The organism is Sutcliffiella horikoshii (assembly GCF_002157855.1).
Taxonomy (GTDB): Bacteria; Bacillota; Bacilli; order Bacillales; family Bacillaceae_I; genus Sutcliffiella_A; species Sutcliffiella_A horikoshii_C.
This window is the reverse complement of record NZ_CP020880.1, coordinates 1,615,011-1,639,739: the sequence shown is the minus strand read 5'-3', so window position 1 is coordinate 1,639,739 and position 24,729 is coordinate 1,615,011. Positions and strand designations below refer to the sequence as shown.

At 38.9% G+C, this 24,729-nt stretch carries 18 protein-coding genes; 2 read left to right on the top strand and 16 right to left on the bottom strand.

All coding sequences use genetic code 11. From position 1 onward, the window contains the following. Positions 1-26: 26 nt before the first annotated feature. The 16 genes from B4U37_RS08520 to B4U37_RS08445 form a co-directional block, all read right to left on the bottom strand. Positions 27-1,178 (bottom strand): thiolase family protein, encoded by a 1,152-nt coding sequence (locus tag B4U37_RS08520; RefSeq protein ID WP_088017882.1) that lies wholly within the window; start codon positions 1,176-1,178, stop codon positions 27-29. A gap of 18 nt (positions 1,179-1,196) precedes the next feature. Next, positions 1,197-2,372, bottom strand: a complete 1,176-nt coding sequence (locus tag B4U37_RS08515) for an acyl-CoA dehydrogenase family protein (RefSeq protein WP_088017881.1) — start codon at positions 2,370-2,372, stop codon at positions 1,197-1,199. Positions 2,373-2,384: 12 nt separating this feature from the next. After that, entirely contained in the window at positions 2,385-3,908 is a 1,524-nt protein-coding gene (locus B4U37_RS08510; RefSeq protein WP_088017880.1) for a long-chain-fatty-acid--CoA ligase, read from the bottom strand. A 238-nt stretch (positions 3,909-4,146) separates the two neighbouring features. Continuing rightward, entirely contained in the window at positions 4,147-5,895 is a 1,749-nt protein-coding gene (locus B4U37_RS08505) for a sigma-54-dependent Fis family transcriptional regulator (RefSeq protein WP_088017879.1), read from the bottom strand. 120 nt (positions 5,896-6,015) lie between these two features. Next, the gene (gene essA / locus B4U37_RS08500) at positions 6,016-6,498 is read right to left on the bottom strand and encodes a type VII secretion protein EssA (RefSeq protein ID WP_198317096.1); all 483 of its coding nucleotides are present in this window, start codon (positions 6,496-6,498) and stop codon (positions 6,016-6,018) included. After that, complete coding sequence (esaA, locus tag B4U37_RS08495; RefSeq protein ID WP_088017877.1) at positions 6,488-9,349, bottom strand: type VII secretion protein EsaA; 2,862 nt, start codon at positions 9,347-9,349, stop codon at positions 6,488-6,490. The genes essA and esaA overlap by 11 nt, the downstream gene beginning before the upstream one ends. Further along, the gene (essC, locus tag B4U37_RS08490; protein WP_088017876.1) at positions 9,346-13,776 is read right to left on the bottom strand and encodes a type VII secretion protein EssC; all 4,431 of its coding nucleotides are present in this window, start codon (positions 13,774-13,776) and stop codon (positions 9,346-9,348) included. The genes esaA and essC overlap by 4 nt, the downstream gene beginning before the upstream one ends. A gap of 26 nt (positions 13,777-13,802) precedes the next feature. Next, positions 13,803-14,987 (bottom strand): type VII secretion protein EssB, encoded by a 1,185-nt coding sequence (gene essB, locus B4U37_RS08485; RefSeq protein WP_088017875.1) that lies wholly within the window; start codon positions 14,985-14,987, stop codon positions 13,803-13,805. Between the two features lie 14 nt (positions 14,988-15,001). Continuing rightward, on the bottom strand, positions 15,002-15,241 hold the full coding sequence (gene yukD / locus B4U37_RS08480) for an ESX secretion system protein YukD (RefSeq protein WP_010192519.1): 240 nt from the start codon (positions 15,239-15,241) through the stop codon (positions 15,002-15,004). A 106-nt stretch (positions 15,242-15,347) separates the two neighbouring features. After that, positions 15,348-15,641 carry a WXG100 family type VII secretion target gene (locus tag B4U37_RS08475; RefSeq protein ID WP_010192515.1) on the bottom strand — a complete coding sequence of 98 codons (294 nt, stop codon included), beginning with the start codon at positions 15,639-15,641 and terminating at the stop codon, positions 15,348-15,350. 192 nt (positions 15,642-15,833) lie between these two features. Beyond that, positions 15,834-16,172, bottom strand: coding sequence for a hypothetical protein (locus tag B4U37_RS08470; protein WP_088017874.1), 339 nt, complete (start codon positions 16,170-16,172; stop codon positions 15,834-15,836). 5 nt (positions 16,173-16,177) lie between these two features. Then, positions 16,178-18,214 (bottom strand): DUF6792 domain-containing protein, encoded by a 2,037-nt coding sequence (locus tag B4U37_RS08465; RefSeq protein ID WP_088017873.1) that lies wholly within the window; start codon positions 18,212-18,214, stop codon positions 16,178-16,180. A 5-nt stretch (positions 18,215-18,219) separates the two neighbouring features. Then, a complete protein-coding gene (locus B4U37_RS08460) occupies positions 18,220-18,873 on the bottom strand; it encodes a hypothetical protein (protein ID WP_157663752.1) in 654 nt (217 codons plus the stop codon). 764 nt (positions 18,874-19,637) lie between these two features. Next, complete coding sequence (locus tag B4U37_RS08455; RefSeq protein WP_088017871.1) at positions 19,638-20,405, bottom strand: 3-hydroxyacyl-CoA dehydrogenase; 768 nt, start codon at positions 20,403-20,405, stop codon at positions 19,638-19,640. A 175-nt stretch (positions 20,406-20,580) separates the two neighbouring features. Further along, a complete protein-coding gene (locus tag B4U37_RS08450; protein WP_157663751.1) occupies positions 20,581-21,912 on the bottom strand; it encodes a DUF4179 domain-containing protein in 1,332 nt (443 codons plus the stop codon). Further along, a complete protein-coding gene (locus tag B4U37_RS08445; protein WP_157663750.1) occupies positions 21,905-22,426 on the bottom strand; it encodes a sigma-70 family RNA polymerase sigma factor in 522 nt (173 codons plus the stop codon). The genes B4U37_RS08450 and B4U37_RS08445 overlap by 8 nt, the downstream gene beginning before the upstream one ends. 298 nt (positions 22,427-22,724) lie before the next feature. Between B4U37_RS08445 and B4U37_RS08440 the strand changes: the two genes are divergently transcribed. Beyond that, positions 22,725-23,687 (top strand): D-2-hydroxyacid dehydrogenase, encoded by a 963-nt coding sequence (locus tag B4U37_RS08440; protein ID WP_088017868.1) that lies wholly within the window; start codon positions 22,725-22,727, stop codon positions 23,685-23,687. A gap of 59 nt (positions 23,688-23,746) precedes the next feature. Then, on the top strand, positions 23,747-24,592 hold the full coding sequence (locus B4U37_RS08435; RefSeq protein WP_088017867.1) for an STAS domain-containing protein: 846 nt from the start codon (positions 23,747-23,749) through the stop codon (positions 24,590-24,592). The last annotated feature ends 137 nt before the right edge of the window (positions 24,593-24,729 follow it).

Below are 24,729 nucleotides of genomic sequence, written 5' to 3'. Positions count from 1 at the left end.
TTCATCCTCCTACTTTTCATTAAGTATCAGTCAAGCCTTTCAATGATGGTCGCGTTCGCCATTCCATGCCCCTCACACATTGTCTGGAGGCCGTACCTGCCACCAGTACGTTCAAGTTCATGCATCATACTTATCATTAATCTCGCTCCGCTTGCCCCTAGAGGATGACCTAACGCAATTGCACCGCCATTTGGATTAAGTTTAGCCGGATCAGCTCCTGTTTCCTTCAACCAAGCCATCGGAACCGGAGCAAAAGCTTCATTGACTTCAAACACATCAATGTCATCAATGGATAGGCCTGATTTTAGCAGCACTTTCTCGGTTGCCGGAATAGGACCTGTCAGCATCAAGGTTGGATCAGAACCGACCACCACTCTTGTATGAACTTTGAAACGCGGCTTTAATCCAAGCTCCAATGCCTTTTCCTTTGTCATCAATAGAACAGCTGCTGCGCCGTCACTGATTTGGCTTGCATTCCCTGCATGGATGACGCCATCTTCCTTGAATACGGTTTTTAAACCACCAAGCGCCTCCACTGACGTTTCCTTGCGAGGACCAGAATCTTCCTTCATCATAAATGTTGTACCGTCTTCCAATGATACTTCAATCGGCATGATTTCTGTTGTAAAATAACCCTCTGCTTGCGCTTTTAACGCTTTTTGATGGCTTTCATATGAAAAGGTATCTAACTCCTCACGTGTGAATCCATACTTTTCGGCAATTCTTTCCGCTGAAAGTCCTTGGTTAATGATTTCATATTTCTCCTGTAGCCTGTCACTGAACGGAGCCTTTTGATAGTTGGATCCCATCGGCACTCTTGTCATGTTCTCTACTCCCCCGGCAATGACCACATCCATGTCACCTGAAAGAATGGCCTGTGCTGCAAAGTGTACAGCCTGTTGACTGGAGCCACATTGACGATCAAGCGTAGTACCTGGCACTTCTATCGGAAAACCTGCAATCAAAGCAGCAACCCTTGCAATATCCCCAGCCTGTTCTCCAGACTGTGTCACACATCCAAGGATAACGTCTTCCACTAGTCCTGCGTCAATGCCCGCACGCTTTACAAGCTCCTTCAATACTTGCCCAGCCAAATCATCTGGTCGGTAATCCTTTAATAATCCTTTTCTTCTCCCGACTGGTGTTCGTACTCCTTCTACAATGACGACTTCTCTCATGATGAATAATCTCCCTTCCTACAATCCTAAGTTTTTGGCAATGATCGTTTTCATAATGTCATTGGTTCCTGCATAAATACTGGCAACAGGTATATCCCGGTATCTTCTTGCAATCTTGTATTCTTCCATATAACCGTATCCTCCATGAAGCTGCATGCACTGAGTCGCAATATTTCTTGCTATTTCGGTGAGCTTCCATTTTGCCATCGATACCTTTGTCACGACATCTTCTCCGGCAATATGATCGGCGATGAGCTGGTCAAGAAAAGCTCTTCCCATTTCCACTTCTGTCGCCATTTCGGCTATTTTAAACTGAGTATTCTGAAATTGACTGACAGGTCTGCCGAATGCTTCCCTGCTCTTCACATAGTCAATCGTGGACTGCAGCATTTCCTCTGAAGCAATTTGCGCTCCAATGCCCACCAACAGCCTTTCTTGCTGCAATTTATCCATTAAGTATAAGAACCCGCGACCTTCTTCTCCGAGTAAATTCTCCTTAGGGACCTTACAATCCTCAAAAAATAATTCGGCTGTATCTTGCGAATGTAATCCCACTTTGTCCAGCTTCCGCCCTCTAGAAAAACCTTGATGGCCTCGTTCAATCACAAGCAGGCTGACTCCTCTGTGCTGCGGGTGAATTTCTGTATCTGTCTTTACTGCCACGATCACTAGATCTGCATGGATTCCATTCGTAATGAATGTTTTTGCTCCATTAACGATATAATGGTCTCCTTCAAGTCTTGCCGTTGTTTTGATATTCGCAAGATCCGATCCTGTCCCAGGCTCTGTCATGGCAATGGCGGTAATCGTTCGACCAGACACACATGAAGGCAGCCATCTCTGCTTCTGCTCCTCTGTTCCGAAGCTTGTGATATAAGGGACTACAATATCATTGTGTAGCGCTACACCAATTAATCCAGTCCCCACACGCTCGAGCTCTTCGTTAATTACAACTGAATAACCCCAGTCCGTCTCACTTCCACCGTATTTTTCATCAATATCAGGGCAAAGATAGCCCTGTTCCCCCATCTTTGTCCAGAACGAACGAGGAATGATGCGATCACTTTCCCACTCATCATAAAAAGGAACTGCTTCTCTTTCTAAAAACTTGCGCAGAGACTTTCTGAATTGTTGATGGTCTTTTGTTAAGTATGGATGTTTTCTTGGTTCTCTTTTTGTTGAAAGCGATTTCAAATTACTTCACCCCTATGCGTTTACTTGATTTAATTGTTGTCTAAGCTGATACTTCAGTATTTTTCCTGATGCATTTCTTGGTAGCGTCTCTTCCAAAAAAATTCTCCGCGGAACCTTATAGCCAGCAAGCTTCTGACGGCAGAACTGTTTTAGTTCCTCTTCATTGACCACTTGATCTTTATGAGGAACGACCACTGCACATACCGCTTCTCCCCATACCTCATCTGGCAGTCCGATAATAGCTGCCTCGAGAACTTGAGGATGTTCGTACAACACTTCTTCCACCTCAATGGAATAAACGTTTTCTCCTCCCGAAATAATCATGTCTTTTTTGCGGTCTACTAAGGTGATATTACCTTCTTCGTCAACGGTAGCTAAATCTCCTGTATATAACCATCCATCTTTTAAAGCAGCCTTCGTTTCTTCCGGTTTTTTGTAATATTCTTTCATGATGGATTCACCTTTAAGGATGAATTCCCCCACTGCGCCGACTTCAATATCACGGCCCGTTTCATCAACCACTCTTGCTTCTGTCAAAAACGAAGGTTTCCCATTTTTTCCGAGATGTTTTTTGTGACCGATCGGATCTAATAAAATCCCGTTTGGTCCTGCCTCCGTTAAACCGCAGAGATTGAAGAATTGATCGTTTTTGAATAAGTTCATGCTCTTTTTCACAAGCTCTGGTGCCATTGGAGCCGCTCCATAACCGCAACGCTTGATGGAAGAAAGGTCATAGCTGTTCGCATTTGGTACCTGTAACAGGAAATTGAACATGGCCGGCACTCCAAAGAAATGCGTAATCTTATGTTCCTGAATCGCTTGAAGTGTATGAACTGGATGAAAATCACGGTGAATGAAATGCGTCGCTCCAAGCACCGTACCCGATACAAGGAATAAATTCAGCTGCGCAGAATGGAACAATGGTGCAATATGTAGAAAGCGCTCTTGCTGATTGATCCCCATACTGATCATCATGGAAAGGCCAACATTGAAAATTCGTCTGTGATCGAACAAAGCACCTTTTGGACGACCGGTCGTTCCGGACGTGTATAAAATCTCTAAATCGTCGGTTTCAAAGACTTCTACTTTTGGATCTTCTACGTTTGTTGATAGGACCTCCGCGTATGATCTGTTTTCAGGCATGGTCGGTGTCCCTACCACAATAACCTTTTCAACAGTACTGCTTGCCTTCGCCGTTGCAATGGTTCCTTCAAATTCCTCATCACAGATGACGACTTTCGCTTCTGACTGCTCTAAAATATATTGAATTTCAGAGGAGGTTAAACGGAAATTCATTGGTACGATGACAGCACCAATCTTTGCACCTGCAAAATAAGAGAAAACAAAAGTGTCCGAGTTTTTCATCATGAAAGCCACTTTGTCGCCTTTGGTGACACCTAGACCTAACAAACCGTGAGCAAGTTTATTTACTTCCTTATTGAACTGATCGTAATTAAATTGTCTCCCTTCACAGTCGATCGCAAGCTTATTCGGCACTTTTCTGGCATTTTGGGACAGATACATTCCAATGTTCATACACTTTCCTCCCTTTAATTTGATTCATCCATATTTATGCAAGAATTGTGCCAAGACTGGTAATCAGCTTGTAAAGGGGTCCTAAGTTATCTCTCATCTGACTATAAAAAAAGCGTCCAAAATCTGTACACTTCTAAAGCTACACTGTATATGCTCAAAAGAACTGTACAAACTAAGTTCATGGATTTTTCATAATGAAAAAAAGGCGAATTCCTCAAAGAAACCGCCTTTTTTCCATTTACTTCTCATTCAATTGATACTTTCTCAATTTATCATAAAGGCTCGACCTGCTGATTCCCAACATCTTCGCTGCTTTTGCTTTATTTCCTTTCGTTTTCGTAAGAGCTGTTTCAATCGCTACACGCTCTGCACTTTCAACCATCGACTCTTCTTGCGTGACCGCTGTTTCATCCACTAACACGTGATTACTTCCAAGCATATAGTCCGGCAGATCCTCTACTTTAATTTTTCCGTGTTCTGCAAATGTCATGGCACGCTCCATCACATTTCGTAGTTCGCGGACATTTCCTGGCCAATGATAGGACATAAGTATTTGTTTTGCCCGCGGCTCGAAGCCGGTAATGCTTGTACCAATAACGCGATTAAGCTCGCTCATTATTTTTTCGGAAAGAACTTGTATGTCCATCATTCTTTCGCGGAGAGGTGGTATGAATAACGAAATGACATTCAACCGGTAGTATAAATCTTCACGGAATGTTCCTTCTTTCACCATTTCCTCCAAGTTGCGATTGGTAGCTGCGATTATCCTTACATCCACTTGAATTCTTTTCGTGCCTCCTACCCGATAAAATTCTCTCTCTTGCAACACCCTTAAAAGCTTGGCTTGAAGGTTCAAAGACATGTCCCCTATTTCATCTAAAAATAGAGATCCTCCATTTGCTAAGTCAAACTTACCGATTTTCCCTCGTGACCTGGCCCCTGTAAAAGCACCATCCTCATATCCGAAAAACTCTGATTCTAATAAGTCCTCTGGTATTGCCGCACAATTCACGACAACGAACTTCCCATCTTTCCTAGCCGAGCTGTTATGAGCCGCATGGGCGAATAGTTCCTTGCCTGTCCCGCTCTCTCCTCTAATTAATATGGTTGAACGACCTTTCGCCGCTTTTGCCGCACTCTTTTTTATTTTTTCCATAACTGTGTGTTCGCTTATGATATGATCCCAAGTAAACTTGGCATTTTCGGATTTTTTCAGTTCTGTGTGATAAAAACTTGCTTTGTTTTCTGCCTTTTGAAGTCGTTTGAAAAGTTCATTGACTTCATTCAACTGCCTATACATTATTTTCACAATTGCTCCAACCACGCGACCTTCTTGTTTGACGGGTATTCGGTGAATGATATACTTGATTCCATTTATCTCATGGAAATCACTAATATCCGCCTCTTCAGATTCATAAATCTTTGATATTTGAAAATGCGGAAATACCTGATTTGTTTTTTTATGTAAAACATCCTGATAATCCATATTGAACAATTCCAAAAGTGAGGGGCTAACCATTTGAATCGTTTGTGTTTCATCAGCCAACAATATTCCATCATAAGCATGATCCATTGCGGTCTGTAGGGATTGCTTCAAATTTAATGTTCTGGTTACATTGAGTAGACCCATCACCATATCCGCTTTAGTAAACAAACCAACTACTCTGTTTTCCGCATCCACAACGACCCCAGTCCCCACTGAACTGTTTCGAACAATTTCCTGTAATTCTTTAAATGGGGTATCCTCCTTTAAAGAATTGACATCTCTTTTGACAAAATCCTTAATGGGAGTGGTGAGTGACTTTTCCAGTTTAACCATTTGAAATAGTCTGCTTCGGGTAAATACACCCACTAATTTTCGAGCTTCATTCACTACAGGCAAGAGACCATATTTTTCTTCTTTCATAATATTTAATGCTTCTTTAAGAGTTGTGTCTTCTTTTATTTGATATGGAATTGGCGTTATCATTTCTTTTAATGTGATCACGGACTTTCCACCTTCTTGTCACAATATGTATCTCTATTGTAGCTTAGTTTTCTATTTTTTAGAATATTTTATCTATTTAAAGTAAAATAACCCCCTCTCCTAAACGAGAGGGGGTTGAAGTTATGCTTTTCCTTTTGCCATTCTCGGTAGGATGATTGCTAGTAATAGAATCAATGCTATGGCAAGAAATCCATATAGAAGAATAGTGATGCTGCTTGTTTTGGATGAGCTATCGGTGGCAACCACCGCTTGGTACCTTGAGTTGTCTTGTTCGGTGAACAGTTTCAACTCTTGAGAGGTAACTTGGATGGTGGTGGATTTTTTTTCACCGGTCATAAATAATGTTCCGACAAAGTTCTCTTCCGCTTTCTTTTCTCGTTCCTTGAAAGTAAGGAGCTTTTGTTCTTCGGGAACAGATTCCCTGCGCTCATTAAGATTATTTTCACGCAGGAAATTTGTATTCTCTTTAAAATCCTTTTTTTCATAACTGTTTGGCTCGAGGGATTCAATATCAGAATCTGCCATAGTTACTGTCCCGTTCAACGGCAGTAAAGACATCAGTGCACTTACTGCTATTAAAAGCAAAGCAATTTTAGCCTTCATACGCTTCATCTTCATTCTTTTTATCGTTACTACTCTTAAATAGTTTGACCAATTGTGGCAAAACAAGAAGCAACAATAGAATGACAATCAACGTGATTACCGCTGTCATAAAGAGGGAGCTAGAGCCATACTGAATGGACATGTACACGCGAGACATCGGGTCTTCGTAATTGATATTTGGTGCCGTCAGAGTAAGGAATGGGCTGATAAAGAAAATAACCAGTCCAACACTTGCAATCCAGCCGACTAATTTGCCCATGCTAAATCCTGAAAGTACAACCGCTGACGCAGCTGTAAGCAAAAGAACAGTGAATATGGACCACTGAATTGCACGATCTTCCGCTAATGGATAGATGTTTAACCCATACAAACTGATAATCAAGCCAACTATGATATTTAATAAAATAAACATGGAACCTTGCACAAGCATTGGCGCATTGTTGAAATAGTGGCTGAAATATCCGATTAAAAGACTGCTAATCAAGATAATCGCTAGTACTACAACTGGAGGAATTCTATTGTCCTCTGTGCCGCTTGCTGCATCGCCGCTTATTTGCAAAGGATTGGAAAGGTGCTCATAAACTGGACCGTTCTTCTGTCCGTCCACATAAGCATTTCCTAGGACATTAAAGATATCATCTCGGTACATTCTAGTTGCATCTACATTTTCTGCCCATTTGGCATTGAGTGTGTCGGCATCATTTTGTACATTTTCCACATTTGTTTGCAATTTTGTCGTATAAGAGACAATGCTGGACTGACTTTCCCCTACGGAAGTGACTAGTTCATTCAATGTCAATAATTCTTGACTAATGGTCTGCTGTCTTGTTACTACGGTATTTCCATCATTGCCGTTAGTTGGAATTGGTTCGTTATTTTCAAATAATTGAACCTGTTCCATTACATTGTTTGCACTTTCCTCAAGGGAAGAGATGTCATTCATGATAGCCATCTGCTGCTCTTCAATGTTTGCTCTGTATTCTTCCATGAACACTGAGAAGTTGTCTTGCAGTGCCTGCATCTGTTCCATGGTAGATGGGAGAGATGCTGTTATACTGTTCCATCCTTCTTGTTCAGGGTCGGACACGTTCAATATGTTTTGGATATCTTCAAGGAGCGCTTCCACATCTTCATTAACATTCCGATTTAATGTTTGTTCGTATTGAACAAGAGAAGCATGATAATTTAATAGATCTTTGGTGTTATTATTATTTATTTCTTTATCAAAAACTGGTTCTAATAGTCTTAACCTATCCTCATCTTGAATTTGATCAAGTATGTCTTTTTCTGTTTTCTCGATCTCATTTATAACTGTCTGAAGGTTATTGGATAAGGATTCTTTGTCCCCTTCTAATGATTCAATAACTTCTTCTAGTTCAGAAATCTGTTCCAAATATCCTACTATTTCTTCTTCTAGAGCTTGCTTTTCGGCTTCCAGCTGCTCAATTATTTTAAGTAATGGGTTTTCTTCTTCTACGCCTTTAAGGCTTTCTTCTACCTGTGAAATCCTAGAAGATAATTCACCTAGAGGATTTAGGACAGTGAGTATTTCTTCGGGAACCAGTTCTCCCAAACCATTAATGGTTGTTTGGATATCATTGATATCTTTAGCAATCGCATTTAATTCCTTTATTTCATTCTCAAAACTTCTGTTTTCTGGAACCTCAACCTCCTCCGAATCGTCATCCTTGACTTCACTTACAGACGATGTCGTTACAGGCTTAGGATCTTCGGGTTTTCCTGGCTCTTTTTCGCCTTCTTTTTCAAGTTCGTCTTTCAAGTTCTCTAGCGTTGTTTCTAATTCACTTAGATCGGCATTTTTTTGTGACATGGCAATCTGTTCTTGTTGTTCAAAGAATGCTTCCATATCTCCCGTTTGCCTGTCTACTTCGGATTTTCTTAATTCGGAAAGCTCATTAAGGGCCGTATTGTTACTCTCCATGCTGCTATTAACAGACTCCAACCTGTTATTTATCTCTGTTCCTCCTTGAGAAAAATATTCTTGCACTTGCGCAAAACGGGATGGTTGAGCCGTTGCTAAGAGCTGAATGCTTCCCATGCTTTCATCCTGAAGTTCTTGTAAGACCAATTGTTGGCTGTCTTGATATTCTTTAAATTGGTCTACAAATTGTACAAAGGATGTTAGGTTGTCTTCGAACTGTTGTACCGTGCTTTCTCTCCCAGGAGCGTCTTGGCTTACAGTTGTAACAGTTGATTGAAGGCTTTCAAGCATTGAACGCTGTCTTTCAATTTCGGATGCAAGATTTAAGGAAGTAGGTTTATAGAATGCTAACATGGCATTTTGGAAATCTATTTCCTTTTGCAAAATGGTATCAAAATGAGCTCGGACGTTTTCTAAGTCCTGGGAAACATATGTCCAGTAAAGAGTAGAAATTCTACTGTTTACCTTACTTGTTGCTTTTTCAATTTCACGTAAAACTTTTTCTCGATCAATGGTATTTAATTGATCTTGAACATTGTATTCAAAGTTAGCTTTAAGCGGCTGATTACTCTCATAGGTCATGATGTTGGTAGAAAAATTGGAAGGGATATAAACAACTGCATCATATTTGGAATCTTCCAGGCCGTTTACTGCCGCACTCCTACCGATTACTGTCCATTCATATCTAGAATCCTCCTCAAATATAGAGGAGATTTCCTTTCCAAACTCAAGGGCTTTATCATCCTTTTCCATTCCAGTGTCTTCATTTACTACTGCAATTACTCTCGAAGCGGTTCTTTTCACTTCCATCGGGTTTTCCCCGACAGATCCAAAGAAAACTGCAGGTGTCACTAGGATTAGGAGAATAACCAACACCATCTTTATTATATAGGTGGTTTTTCCCGTCATGTAAATACCTTCCTTTCCGTAGTGCATAGCGGAATCTGAATTTTCATTTCTTTGCCGTTGATAACGTAATAACCGTATCCAGGATGAATTTCTTCTTCGTTTCTCTCATATGGCAGAGTGAAAATATTCTGCTCTGACTTTTTCATAAGAACGAGTGCTTGTCGTATCTGCTTTACTTCCATTGTAAGTGTATCGTAGCCTTTTGACAGATCATTGTTACTGCCTGAGGCAACCATATTAAATCCTAGGTGACTATAATTTTTCATTAGTCTCGCAAACTTGTCTTGCAGCATCGGGTCGACCGTCTGAATAAATCTCGCATACCCATCTATAACAAGGAACAATGGTGGGTAATCCATGGAAGTGTCTCCAAATTGAACTTTCTTAAGGTAGTCACTTTCTCTAGCAAGCAACTTCTGCTCCACTTCTTCCACCCATTTTGCTATTTGCTCTTTAGTTTCTAAGTAGGTGACATTGTCTTCTTCTGTATAATTGGAAAGGCTTCTGTCAAATGAATCAAAGAGTCCAATAGATTCAGCACCTTGATCTATCGTCGTATTTAATATCACTTTCATGACATTTGTTTTGCCTTTTTGAGCTTGTCCTACCACCATACAATGTTTATATTTTTCATAGTTGATAAATACAGGTTGGACAAATTCTTCGTCCAGTCCAATCGGAACAAGCCCTTTTTTCAGCTTGCCTTCTGTATATTTTGCAAAATTGATGACATTTAGGTCAGTAGGGAGCATCGGAACAACTTGCGGTTCCTTGTACTCACGATACTTTTCTTTAATAGATGCAATATCACTTCGAATGGAATCTAGTATTTCAAAATCATCTTTCCCTTCACCAGGCAAGAAGACTTGCGAGAAGAATGCTTCATCCTTCTTTATGATGGCTCTTCCTGGAATTGGTTCAGGATTATAAGGGACCCTCCCTAATATAGTGAAAGCTTCACTATTATCCATCAGATAGTGAACTATTTTTGTTTTCAGGTTGTTCATCAATGATTGTCTGATTGAGTTGACCCTTGTGGCTGTAAATATCATATAGATTCCCAATGACTGGCCATCTCGGACAAACTGGTTAATTTGCATTTCTAGATCTTGCATTTCCTCTTTGATAAGATCAAAATTATCGATCGTCATGAAAATGATAGGTAATTTTTCTTTACTCAGAGAATTGAACATTTTAATGGAACTTACCTCTTGCTGTTGGAACAGATTTTTACGTCTAGCCATTTCATCCTTTAAGATACGCATGAACTTCTCGATTTTCCGTTCTTCATCCATCAAGAAGAAATCTGCTGTATGTGGAAGCTGACGCAATGGCAGCAAAGTTCCATTACCGAAATCAAAGATATAATAGTGCAACTCTTCTGGTGTATATTTCTCTGCCATACTTAACAACAGCATCAGAATGGTATGTGACTTACCATAACCTGATGAACCGAATATCCCGATATTCCCATCTTCCACTAGTTCATATTCATAAACCGTTTGCGATTGTTTTTCAGGCTCATCCTTTAATGCAAGTGGAATGAAACCTTGCTCCTCGGAAATATACTTCTTGCGGGAAAGTCTTGCCTCTAAAGGAGGGAGCCATGGGCTGTTAAGTTGTCTGATGCCCATATATTGCTGAACAGAATGGATTTCCTCCACCACTGCTCCTATCTCTGTTTGAGCACTTTTCTTTTTCTTTTTAGATGTCGATACATCGGACAATGGGACAAGTCCAAGGTCCGTGACAAATGCTACCTCATCTTCTGTCTCAGTTGTATCCTCAAGATAAGGTGCTCCACTCCAAGCAGATTGAAATAGTTCATATACTTCATTGTTGCCTACCTGAAGATACCCCCGGCCTGTAACGGTAATGGAAGCAGCATCTCCATTTTTCAGAATCTCTCTGCTGTCATCTGCATCTTGCACTTTTAACGCCACTTTAAAACGAGCGTTACTCCAGATCTGTTCATCAATGACTCCGCCTGGTTTCTGGGTCGCTAGAATTAGATGAACACCTAAACTTCTTCCTATCCGCGCAGCACTAACCAACTCCCGGATAAACTCTGGTTCTTCCGCTTTCAATTCTGCAAACTCATCGGAAATAAGGAATAAGTGCGGCAAAGGTTCTTCCGCTTTATTTTGCTTATAAAGATCTGTATAAGCATTAATATGATTGACCTTGTACTGATCAAACAATCGCTGACGCCTTTTCAGCTCACTTTTAATCGAAGCAAGTGCCCTTGCACTGAAGTTCTTACTTCCTTCAATGTTAGTAATGACTCCTAATAAATGGGGCATTTTTTCAAACGGTTGAGCCATTCCTCCACCTTTGTAGTCAATGAGCAGGAAAGCTACTTCATGCGGATGATAGTGAATAGCAAGGGATAGAATATAAGTCTGCAAGAATTCACTTTTCCCAGATCCCGTTGTACCTGCCAATAGACCATGTGGACCATGGGCTTTTTCGTGTAAGTTCAGTACAGATATGTCTTCTTTACCTTTTAACCCGATAGGTACTGCCAAGGATTTAGAAGACTCTCTTGTAAGCCAGTTTTCTTGTATCGGTAGCATCCCAACTTCTTTTACTTTCATCATTTCTAAAAAAGATATGCTATTAGGGATGGAGTTTGTCATACCCACCTGATGATCGAGGGTTCTAAGCATTCTCGAGAAGACTTCGTTTCCATCTCTTTTATGGGAATCCAATGTAAAGGGAATGGAAACTGCTTTTTTGTCTTGGATTAGAATGTCTCCCTCTTGGGTATTGATATACCTCACAAGAGTTTCAATGTTATCGGACAAACTCTCTTTAGAATCCGCAGCGAAAATGACCGAAATGCCAAGGTCTTTATGGTCTCCCTCGAGATATTCAAGAATGACATGATCTGCTATCAACTGCTGCTCTGTAATAATAAAGACGATATGAGGTGAGAACGAAACCTTCTCTTTATCTTCCATTAAGTCTCTTTCTCTGAGCATTTCATAAATGGAAGAAAGCAATTGATCTCTTGTTTGGTCATTATAGATGAGACCCTTAGCAAATGATTGCGGTATCTGGAAATGTGGTAGCCACTTCACCCATTCCCATTGTTCATATTCTTTCTCATTAAAAATAAACACAAATCGAAGATCGTGATAGCTGTGGAAAAAGGATAGCTGACCTATTATCTGATGAATTTCATTTTTCATAACTGATTCTTTCCCGATTAAACCGATGGCGCCTTTAGATAAATCCGCTACAACCGGAACATTATCGATTTCTCTATATACTTTTTCCAAATGCTGCGACTTTTCAAGAAGATCATCAATCTCCCTATTGGCCATATCCCCAGAGTTAATGGATATTTCATAACTGGAAGGGACTTTTCCTCGTCCTAAACGGAATTGCAAGAAATCATGACTCTCCAATGACCTTTCCCATATTCGATCGGAAATCTCTCCTGTCAGATATTTCATCCGCTCAAAAGAAGGGAAGTGAAACGTGAGTACATTACTCTGCTTTTCTGCTAATTCTTGCAGCTCTTTTCGCTTATTTTCAAGATAAAGCGAATAAACTCTTCTTCTCCGTTCTTCGCTTCTTTTTCGGTTTGCTTTTTCTTTAAAGAATTGAACGGTTGACGTAATAAGTGTGGTCATAAACATAACCATTGAAATAATGATGAATATTCCCCTCGGTGCAACGAGCGCTACCACTCCCATGACTATCAACATAATAAGTGGAGGCATGATAATGAGCCACAGACCTTTATTATTGTCATCTGATTCCTGCGTAGGAAATTGTAGAGACACCTTTTCGTCAGGAAGATCATAAACCATCCTTGGTGTCCTACGATAGCTTGGATATTTCTTCTTCATTTCTGACTGAGGTCGCTGTATGTCAGAAAGGTCTGTCTCATATTCTGTATGGCTTGCAACCTCGAAGACATCCTCTTCAATCAACCGGATCTCCATAAAGGACCAAAGTAGCAAATCTCCAACTTCTAGGACGGTACCATCATCTATTTTGTGCCCATTCAAATAACCATTTTCATCAGAAATATTTACAACCCATTTTCTTGAAAAGTTTCTGATGAACGTAATCGTTTTCCCTTGATCGCCAGCTTTTTTAGAAAAAACTACTTGCTCTCTGCTACCTATATAATAGGTCTGGGATTGCGAGGGACTTGGCGTAAGCACCATTTTTAACTCTTTCTTATCGTCTTTCCACTCAAAGGGTTGGCTGTATGTACCGCTTCCTATTACACCGGACTGTTGTTTAACTGTGAATTGGTCATTTTGGATATCGACAAGCAAAGACCCATCCGTAAATGGAAAATTACGGACAGTAAGCTGATCCTCTACTTCAGAACTTACAGTAACAGTACCTTTTTCTATAGATATCTTTTGGTAGTTGTTTTGATAGAACAACCAGAAATTATTCATACACTCACCTCATTTCAACCTTGCAGTTAGTTTGCATCATCTTGCTCTTCATCTAACGCTTCAATTGCTTCTGCATATTCGTCAATTTCATCTTGAACTTCTTCTAGTTGGTTTTGTTTCTCTTCACCAGAGAGGTCGTCCTGTGCTCTAATTTGTTCCTTGTATTTCAATAAGGCGTACAGAATTATCTCTGAATCCTCCAATGATCTAGCAATATCAAGCGCCTCTTGTGCTTCTCCGCGGCCAATGTGTATCCAATATTGATAGTACTGTGGATCGGATTGCAAGGTTATGCGGTTCTGCAAGGCATCTTTTTGGTCTTCATTCAAAGATTCATTGATGATATAGGAAGTTGCCAATTTATATTGCACCACTCTTGGCATCTCTTTTGCTTCATATCCATTTAATGTAGTAACCACCTGACTGTATTCACTTTTAAGAAAGTGTTCGGAACTTTGTACATATGCTGCCTGTTTTGGTTGAACGAAAAGAAAGGAATAAATCGCTAATACGAGTGCTGGTAACAAAAGAACGGTGAGACCTATGGTGACATATTTGGTGATTTTCCATCGTTTTTCTGGAAGTCGGATAAAGTGTTTTTCTTTTTCTTCAAGCCCCTTTATCCCGTTACGAATGAACGTTAATAGTTCCTCTTCATCCTTGGCATTCATTATGGTTTTGGCAGCTGGTGATAGGTCTAAAGTTTGATAAAGTTTGAGATACTCTTTGAAGGTGTATTTCCCGTCAATGGCAGCTGCAATGACTGCTTTTGTTTCCCGCCATAGCTTTTCTGATTCTTTTTCATAGGGTGGTAGACTTTCCATCACGCCATAATGAAGAAAATAGGGGGTCAAACTTTCATCTACCACCATATTTTCGGGACATATAAGAAGATGTAGTCTTGAAAGAGAGTGATTCTTGACACTCTTTATTAATTGAGAGGCAAAGATCCATCTGCTTTTCTCATCTTTTCTTTTCATTTTAGCGAAAGATGAAAATGCAGGAGGGGGATGATAGATGAGTGTTAACTCGTCTTCTGTTTCTTTAATTTTTTTATGTATGGCTGGGTTAATTTCTTGAAGCATCCGAATTTCAGCAGCATCTTCCAATTTGATTTTTTCTTTTTGAAAGACAAGCTTAATCGTTTCACCTTCTTTGGAAAGTGTTGCCCCTATTTCTTCTTCCAGATATGTTCGACTTTGATCTGCCATGATAGATTGCTCCTTTATAAAATTTCCAGACGGTCACCAGACGTAATGCCATGGTCTACAAGCTTGTCTGAACCTGATAGTATCAAGTGTTTGTTCACAACCTTTACCCATTCCCCGTCCCTTGGAGGTGTTGCGGGGGAGGCGGCCTGCCAAACGATATCAACGACTTTTTTTACTGTATGATAGTTAGATAGTCGAAGGTCAAAAGATTCCCTTTGGTAGTTCTTTAGATCGATTGTTATTTCTATGTACACTGTTTTTCACCTCATAAAAGAAGGAACGCATTCAACTGTTAAAGAATGGCGCTCCTTCTTTCTTTTTGGCTGCCCTATAGAAGGGAGCTATTTCTGTAAGAACAAATTACCCGCGAATCTGGCTTGCAATTTGAGTATCGGCATCTTCAAGTGCTCTAGCAGTGTTGCTAAGCTGAACGGAGATATCCTCTAGCAATTGTTGCATTTGAATGATAGAAGGCTTCAAAGATTGGTATTGATCACTGAATGCACGGCTTGATTCACCTTCCCAAACACTTTCAAGCTCACGAATCATGTTGTCTAAACGGTTGATTTGATCTCCAACCTGGCTGCTTTCACTTCTGTAACGAGTGGACATTCCAACTAACTCTGCAGGGGTAACGCGAATAATTCCTGACATTTCACATCTCTCCATTTCTTTAATAAGTTACTTTTATTGTAAAAAATACACAACTAAGAGGTCAATTCTAAAGTAGGAATTTAAGGAAAATGAGTAATATATACCCACAAATACCCACATTCCCAATTTTTGAAACCTCAAAATATAGTATTTTTTTCACAGATTGATATATTTCTAGGTATTTCGACTAAATCAACTAATTGTTTCATTGACCTCTTCATAGAAGATTGTCAACTCTTGCCTATTCATTTCATCAACATGTTCGTGGTATTTGTTGGAAAGGGTTGTCATCAGTCTTGACTGATCGTTGGTGATAATCGTAAACAGTCGATGATTCTTATTAAATTCCAGTAATGATTGTTCAATAACTTTACCTTTACTCAGTTCGAGTTCCGCGTTGATGATACTTGCCAACTCATCACTGATCTCACGGACTCTCCCAAGCTCCGCATTGAAAATAAGATACTTAAACCGTAAATCTTCATATGGTGCAAAGGCATACGAAGTTTTATACTGTCCTATTCCTACCACCCCCTTTACCGTAATTCAAACAATTTCGAAATACTTTGATCTTCTTCATACAATTCTTCAATAGACTTTCTAACTCGACTGATCATGGCTTTAGCTTTTTCAATTTCCTCCCGAAGGTAATGATACATTCCCTCAAAAGAATCCTGAAACATGGGATCTAACGGTCTGATAAACTCGTGAACATTAATCTTGGTTACTTTCACATCACTACTTGAAACTGGAAGAAGATGGCTGTAATTCCTCGGATTTGCTTCCATTTGGTGAATGGCATTCATCACCCGCTGTTTCCTGAATTCCAGATCATCAACGTATTCTGTGTAATACAGTCTCCTCCAGGAAGTGAGTGCTTCTTCCTTTTCCATGCATTTATCTAGACCAAGTTGATAAATCCTCACTGCAGAAGATAGATTGACCTCAATGGTCCTGCCATCTGTGGCATTTTTATAACGAATTAAATCAGATCCTTCGTAACGTCTTCCTTCTACCTGATTTAATGAGTTAACTACATGCTCCATTCCATGTGCATGAGCGGCATCCCCAAACTCGCCAACAAAATCATTCGTGTCGTCTATAATTGCTTGGTAACTGTTTTGGATATTACTGCCTTCCTGTTCGATCGTTACTGCAAGATCTATTACCGTCAAGATATTCTCATGTTGGGACAAGTTATTAGTAAAGGACCCTTTAACCAGGTTCTTCCCAACATCTAAAGCAGCACTACCAATCGCCTCAATCATACGCTGTATGCTACCGAGCATTTCCTCTACATGAACCTGGATTATCTTCAACAGATCCTCACTGATCTCTCCAACCAAGGCAAGTAAGGAAGGCAGAACTTCTGTCAAATCTTGCAACTTAGCTTTAATCTCCAACGCTCTTGAAATAAACTCTTGTTGATTAGAAAAAAAATCACTTGGAAATTCTTTAACTGGATACGCAAACGGCATATCCACTGTAAAGCTTCCAAATCCAATAACACCAATCGTCATAGGAACCGCTCCACGCTTCCACTTCGGAGGTTCGAAGATTTTTTTCCAATCCTGTTTGATATCATCAATTAGAGTGAAGAATTTTTGATCAATTCCAAACATGCTTCTGTTTAGCCCGTCGAATCCTGATTTTTCGTAGGCTGGGGCGTGTTTTGCGACGAATTGTTGGATGATGTAAAGGTTTTCGTCTGAAACTCTATTCATGTATTTTGCTATACCGTCTGTTTGGGGGTAGGTAGTTAGAACTTCACGAGAACCAAGATCTAAAAATCCCCTAAACCCTATGACAGAGTATAAAATTTCTTCTTTTATTGTTAAGTGATGGATACTCTGCCCTTGGGCATGGTAGTATTCTTCTGCGAATCCTTTTAGTTTATTAGGATTTATTTCGTAGATGTCATCTAATCTTCTATTTCGTATATTAAATTTACTGAATATAGCATGTCGAAATTTCAAGTCTAGCCCTGCTAGTTGATATATGCTAGGGGGAGCATCGTTAATTGCTAAAACATTTTCAAACGGCTGATCTAATATTTGTATAGTTTGAATAAGATTCCCACCTAAAGAGTGCCCAATCCCATATTTAGTCAAAGTTTCAGGATCAATGTGTTTTCCTTGTCTAATAATATTGTTAACTTCTTTATCTGCTGCACTATTTATTTCATTACTTACATGTTTTTCAAAGTGTCTAGCGTCTTGTAATTGATTTTGTGCTTTTCCACCAAATATGCCAAATGTATTATATAACCAATCGCTTGGTGGACCGTTTCCATTATTTTCTCCCATCTCACTTCCTCTAGTGATTGTATAAGATTGGTTAATGCCTGCTTCTAAATCCATAAAATGGATTACAGTACCATCAAATCCAGAATCATAATCCTTTACATGTTTAGGAAGTTCATCTGAGTGATATATTGTAATGCTACCAGGTGGTTCTTTTCCTGTTTCTTCAATATATATTCTTCTAATATTTTCGACGGTTAGTTGCTTATATTCTAATTCAGCTACTCTTGCTTTTATTAGTTTTGAATGAAGTATTTCGGAATTTGCCATTTAAATCACCTAGATTTAAAATCTATTGAATGCATTATATTTAGAACTTTATCTTTTACTTCATTACTATCTTGTTTACAAGGTTGTTCATAATCTATACATGTAACACTACCGATGAAATTAATTCCTTTATTTTCTATTTCAGGTTTGATATAAGCAAAATACTGAAAACTTTTTTTCCCTTCAAAATCAAATACATTCTCTGAATAGTAATATGTAACACTGTCTTTTGTATATTCTTCAAAATCCCCAGTATAATCTAAATAAGTATCAAACATATCTAATTTAAACTCTATATCGTTTGCTCTCGGTTGATCATCATAGTTGATATTGTAATAGAAAGATAGGTTTTCATTTTCATCATTTTCTACAAATCCTACCGCTTCAAACTCATCTCCAGCTCTTTCATAAGCTGCTTTGTCCATAGAAGCATTTTTAGGGAAGTACACTGTATACCCTTCTGTCTGAGATTTAAAGAGATAGTGTCCTTTCACAACTTCATCAGATGATTCCAGAAAATCTTTAGTAAACTCATCATTGAATGCAATTGAGTTTGGCTCACCTTCTACACCTTGACTCCCATTTGTATCCAGTTTCATTCCGCAACCTCCTATCAAAAGTACCGAACTTATTAATCCTAGAAGCATTGATTTCTTCATAGCCCTTCCCCCTAGGCAACGCTATCAACGTGGCATAATATGTATTTTCTAAAAGACTTATTCCCTATACGTTATACAAATAATCCCTTTTAAATGAAAAAATTATAGAAATTAATTTATAAATCTACAAAATGTTAATGAAGCTTTTTTATAGCTATATAATAATTACCATGTGATTTCAAAGTAGTCAATTTGATTGAAACGATTGTCGAATCCTGTCTGTTAGTTAGGCCCTAACTAGGAATTTTTCTTTTAAATATTTAATAGTTCCTTAGAAGGATTAATTGTTTATTAATGTACGTTTTCACATTGAAATATATAGAATTTAATAAAAAAAACAAATAGTCGGGTCTTTTGAATCATTTTTACTATCTTTTTACAACTAACCATTGTACATATAAAACCAAATACAAAATTTTATTTAGTTGTAAAATTAATCTTCTTGGTTCGGGCTTTGAGATGGGATCTCTGTTACTGTTTAACCTTCTTTTCCACTTCTTCGGGTCTTGAGACGGCTTCTCTGTTACCGTTTAACCTTCCCTTCCTCTTCTTCGGGCCTTGAGACGGCCTCTCTGTTACCATTTGACCTTTCCTTCCTCTTCTTCGGGCCTTGACACGGCTTCTCTTTTACCATTTAACTTATTCTTTAACAAATTAAGGACTTGAGACTTCTTAAAGTTCTTAAAGTGCATTTACATGCAAAAAAAAAATACGGATCTCATCAATGAAATGAAATCCGTTTTACTCTCTAACTATTAACATCTTTATTTCGGCTGCATCCTAATTGCTCCATCCAGCCTTATGGTATCCCCATTTAACATTGGATTTTCTATGATGCTTTGGACAAGTTGGGCATACTCTTCCGGGTACCCAAGCCGGGAGGGAAATGGTACCATCTTTCCAAGAGAATCCCTTGCTTCAGCTGGTAAGGAATCAAACATTGGAGTATGAAAGAGCCCGGGTGCAATGGTCATAACTCGGACTCCGAATGATGCGAATTCCCTGGCAATAGGCAAGGTCATGCCGACTATCCCGCCTTTTGAAGCAGAATAGGCTGCCTGGCCAATTTGGCCATCAAAGGCTGCAACAGATGCCGTGTTTACGACAACACCGCGTCCCCCCTCTTCGTTTGGTTCATTTCCCTTCATACGCTCAGCAGCCAAACGGATCACATTAAATGAACCTATAAGGTTAATAGAGATAACTTTGGAAAAGTCGTCAAGCGAATGTGGCCCTTTTCGGTTTAATACTTTTTGTGCCACTCCAATTCCAGCACAATTCACCACTGTATTTATGTACCCAAATGTTTGTATGCCAATATCTAAAGCGTTACAAACATCTTCTTCCTTTGTAACATTTGATTTTACAAATAGAATGGAATCCCCTAGCTCTTCTTTCAGGATTTTACCTCTTTCTTCTGAAAGATCTGCAACTATTGCCTTCCCCCCTTTAGAAACTATATTTCTAACGGTTGCCTCACCAAGTCCAGACGCTCCACCTGTTACTAGGGCTACACAGTTTTGAATATTCAAAGTGGACTACCTCCTTTTAAGTATTACTATTGTTTAATGCAAAAAGCATGCCAGTAAAGGTGATAGTGTTTTTAATTAAAAGTGTACGGAATCCACACAAACTGTATGATAACTGGAAAATTACTATAAAAGTAAAAGGACACATCACTTTCTAAGCTGTGTCCTTTTACTCCGGTTATTTTATTTTCACTTTGACTTCTTCTGTTATTCTTGAAGGGTATTCTGCAATTTTAAATGTAATCGGGCTTACCATCTTATCAGTATCCACTATCATCCCTTGTTCAAATAAATTTGTTCCATCAATATACGAATAGGTTCTCGTAGTATATTCATGAACAGTTCCATCAGCGTCGATAATGTTGTTATCGAAAAGACTAAAGAAATAATTATGGTCCTTTGGATCGACCTCAATCTGAAAATATATCCCTTTCCTATCTTTTTCTCCATCATCCAACCAAACCTTTTTTAACCGCTTATCACTTGGCGCTTTGATAATACTTTCTTTTTCTAGATCAACAACTACTTCTAGTTCATCTTTAGGGAGAGCCGTAAATGAAGAGAAGACCAGATTAAGTTGCTGAGGTTCAGAAAAGTAATTGCTCTCAAAGTACATTACTATTTTATTATCCTCCATTGAAGAGCTACCGTCTGAAATCCATCTATTCCCTTTCTCGTCTTCAAGCGCTATATCATCAAAACGGAATATTTCGTGTGTATTAGACTCGTCATACTCTAAGAATAACGCAATTCGAGTCGGATGGATTTCCATCTTTTCAAAGTAGATAGACTGTTCACCAGCTTCTACGGACTTATCAATTGCTATCTCGTGTGTAATTGCTGAGAATTTCTGTGTATCCACTTCGATAGGAAAATTCAACCCCTTTATTACTTCTACTTCATTAATATTAACGCCAGTTTCAAAATTGATTTTTTCAGGAATGACCTCTTTGTCTGAATAAATGACTTTTATTTGGCCTGAAACCTTTTCGCCTTTCATTACTTCCCCATGGCTTCCATAAGATAATCCATCCACATCAAGCTCTTCACCTGACTGTGACTTCAATTTAATATTACTAAGATTAATAGTGGGATAGTTAAGATCACTTTCAATGGTATAAAAAATTAACATCTGCGCTTCATCCACTATGATGGCATCTATCGTCAATGACACGCCATCTTCCTCTTTTGTGATTCCCACTTCCTGAAGATAGTCGTTTTCCACCGCTGACATAATTCCTTTATTATGATGAATCAGCTCCACTATCCTCTCCATCCCAGGAATAGTACTGACGTAGTTTGCAAATGCAGGGGATACCCTAATGGAGGTAAGGAAAATGATTAGGAGGATGCTTGCAGCAACCATGCCAATTTTCCAGAAAGAAGGTCGTGTAGTATTTTTAACTTTTCTGATTCCGCTCCTAATGAAATCATCAATTTCACTAGGGATTTCCACATTACCGTATTCCTTTTTTAACTCATACAGCTTCTTTTCTTCTTTTTCAAACATGCTCGCTTCCTCCCTTCTCATCCCAGTACTGACGTAATTTTTCCAAGCCTTTTCTCAACCATGTTTTCACGGTATTCTCTGATGAATCCATTACCTTTGCGATATCTTTAATCATGAAATCCTCCATGTAACGGAGTTGAATGACTGTCTGGTATGGATCTCCTAATAAAGAGATAGCCTCTTGTACTTCCAGCTGAAGATTATTATCTTCTGTATACGGCTCTTTCATCTTCACTTGCATAATAGGCTCCCGTTTTTTCTTTTTCCATTCATCCCTGCAGTAATTAATCATGATTCTTACAAGCCAGGTCGAAAAATAGTCAGCCTGCTTCAGTTTTTTTATCCCCTTAAACGCTCTATACGTCACCTCTTGAATGGCCTCAAGCGAATCTGCTTCATTTTTCAAGTAGGAATAGGCAATTCTATAGAGTTGTTCCTTATGTGACGAAATGAGGGCAAAGAACGCCTCTTCATCTCCCTTTTTCGCTTTCTGCACCAACCATTTCTTCTCCAAAATCTCACGCTCCTAAAAGCTCTTTTGCTGTTTTATACTTATTAGACACATTGATTCTGCGAAAAGTTTTAACAAATTAAAAAAAGCACCTGCCGTATTCGTAACAGGTGTATTGCCAATCATTTGTGCCCAAACCGTTCTAGAATTTTTCCTTCATTCATTATATACTTTTTCAGCATTCTACTACTATTATTCAACACTTCACCCCCAAACCATCGAAACAACCCTTTAAATTTCTAATAATTATCTATTATCTGTTAAAATAATATAAAGACCAAAATTTAAGGAGTTCATACAAATGTCTAATCGACTTATGCTTATCACACAAAATATCGGACAAGATTATACGAATCAAATCAAAGAACTTGCCCCGCGATTTGAAGTTATAGTGGGAAAAGACAAAGAAATATGGGAGCCTTATGCAAAAGAGGCCGAAGTAGTAGTTGGATGGAAAAAGGATCTGGAGAAGCTATCTTTAGTCGAAGGTTCTAATCTTCGTTGGATACAATCGTGGAGTGCAGGTGTCAACAGTATGCCGCTACCAACACTTGCTGAGAAGGGAATTCTTTTAACAAGTGCCAATGGTGTTCATGCCTATCCAATTTCTGAGACAATTTTCGCCCTCATACTTAGTTTGACCAGAAAGATACATACCTATGTGAAGCAACAACAGAAGAAAGATTGGCATCATGCACAAATGAACCTTGAAATTCACGAAAAGACTATTGGTATTGTTGGAGTAGGTGAGATTGGAAAAGAAACCGCTAGGATTGCTAAAGCTTTTCGAATGAATGTTATCGGAGTTCGTCATTCAGGCAAAGCTGCTGACAATGTTGATGAAATGTTCACGCCTGACAGATTACATGAAGTTTTACCAAAATGCGATTATGTGGTGATTACACTTCCTTTGACAGATCAAACGGATGGAATGTTCGGCTTAGAAGAATTCAAACGTATGAAAAAGACCGCTTTCCTCATTAATATAGGGCGCGGGGAAGTAATCGTGGAGCATGAACTAGTACAAGCCCTACAAGAGAGCGTCATTGCCGGTGCTGGTCTTGATGTTTTTACCAAAGAGCCCTTAGAAGAAAAGAGCCCTTTATGGGATATGGACCATGTCATTATCACTCCTCACACATCAGGTTCAACAGAGCATTATACGAAACGTGTTATGGAGGATATTTTTATTCCAAACCTGAAACAATATCTAAAGAATGAGAAGCCTTTAAAAAATTTGGTTGATTACAAAAAAGGCTATTAAAAATAGTTTAACCAGCTAGTATAAAGGGTAAACAGGGAGAGAGTTAGGGGGAACTAAACATGCATCGAAATAGTGAACTACATACATTCTTATTAGAAAAAGCTAAAGTTTTAACAGAAGAATGGTACGAATCCTTGGATAAAACAAATTCCAAAGGAGTGTACGCTTCGACAAATCCTGAGGTGGTCGCTACTTTAAAAAAGCAGAATTTCGAATTCCACCTTCAATTATGCAAAATTTTTATTGAAGAAGAAGATAAATTTTTCAAAGACTTTGAAAGTTGGATCTTGTCTATTGCACAGGATGAGCAACATCTACAAACCCCAATCCATCATATTTTGCAAGAATTCTTCAGAGTGCGTGGCCAGTATTTAAAATTCATTGACGAATTTGTCACTCTGCACCAAGAAGAAAAAGAGCATCAGTTATTGTGGAATCATATGATAACGAAAGCTTTTGATAATGTGGTGCTAAAATTCGTCGAAGAAAACCAAAAGTATTCAGAAGAACGACTGCAAGCCCAGCAGGACATGATCAAAGAATTAAGTTCACCAGTCATTGCCCTTGATAATAATCGGGCCCTCTTGCCATTGGTTGGAGAAATTGATACAAGCAGGGCAAAATTTATACTTGAAAACACCTTGGAACAATGTGGGAAAAAGGGAATCAATCATTTATATATTGACCTCTCAGGCGTGGTGATCATTGATACCCTTGTTGCCGACCAAATTTTCAATCTAATAAAGGCGTTGAACCTTATTGGAGTAAAAACAACATTATCAGGAATCAGACCTGAAATCGCACAAACAACCGTTCAACTAGGAATATCCTTTAATAATATCTCTATAAAGCCAACATTGGCAGGCGCACTGACTTTACCTCATTCATCAGATACCCGACGTTAATTTGTCGGGTTTTTTCTTTCCCCTCATTTTTTTAATCGTTCAAGTTTTCCTTATTGTGTTTAAAGTCTTTCCAGAAAGAGTATTTAAACTATATATATCTAAGTATGTAGGGTATATGAAAAAATAAGAAGATATTC

Coding starts and splice junctions, on each gene's coding strand:
- B4U37_RS08520 (WP_088017882.1), bottom strand. CDS start 1,178: ATGAGAGAAGTCGTCATTGTAGAAGGAGTACGAACACCAGTCGGGAGA.
- B4U37_RS08510 (WP_088017880.1), bottom strand. CDS start 3,908: ATGAACATTGGAATGTATCTGTCCCAAAATGCCAGAAAAGTGCCGAAT.
- essA (WP_198317096.1), bottom strand. CDS start 6,498: ATGAAGGCTAAAATTGCTTTGCTTTTAATAGCAGTAAGTGCACTGATG.
- esaA (WP_088017877.1), bottom strand. CDS start 9,349: ATGACGGGAAAAACCACCTATATAATAAAGATGGTGTTGGTTATTCTC.
- essC (WP_088017876.1), bottom strand. CDS start 13,776: ATGAATAATTTCTGGTTGTTCTATCAAAACAACTACCAAAAGATATCT.
- essB (WP_088017875.1), bottom strand. CDS start 14,987: ATGGCAGATCAAAGTCGAACATATCTGGAAGAAGAAATAGGGGCAACA.
- B4U37_RS08475 (WP_010192515.1), bottom strand. CDS start 15,641: ATGTCAGGAATTATTCGCGTTACCCCTGCAGAGTTAGTTGGAATGTCC.
- B4U37_RS08465 (WP_088017873.1), bottom strand. CDS start 18,214: ATGGCAAATTCCGAAATACTTCATTCAAAACTAATAAAAGCAAGAGTA.
- B4U37_RS08460 (WP_157663752.1), bottom strand. CDS start 18,873: ATGAAGAAATCAATGCTTCTAGGATTAATAAGTTCGGTACTTTTGATA.
- B4U37_RS08450 (WP_157663751.1), bottom strand. CDS start 21,912: ATGTTTGAAAAAGAAGAAAAGAAGCTGTATGAGTTAAAAAAGGAATAC.
- B4U37_RS08440 (WP_088017868.1), top strand. CDS start 22,725: ATGTCTAATCGACTTATGCTTATCACACAAAATATCGGACAAGATTAT.
- B4U37_RS08435 (WP_088017867.1), top strand. CDS start 23,747: ATGCATCGAAATAGTGAACTACATACATTCTTATTAGAAAAAGCTAAA.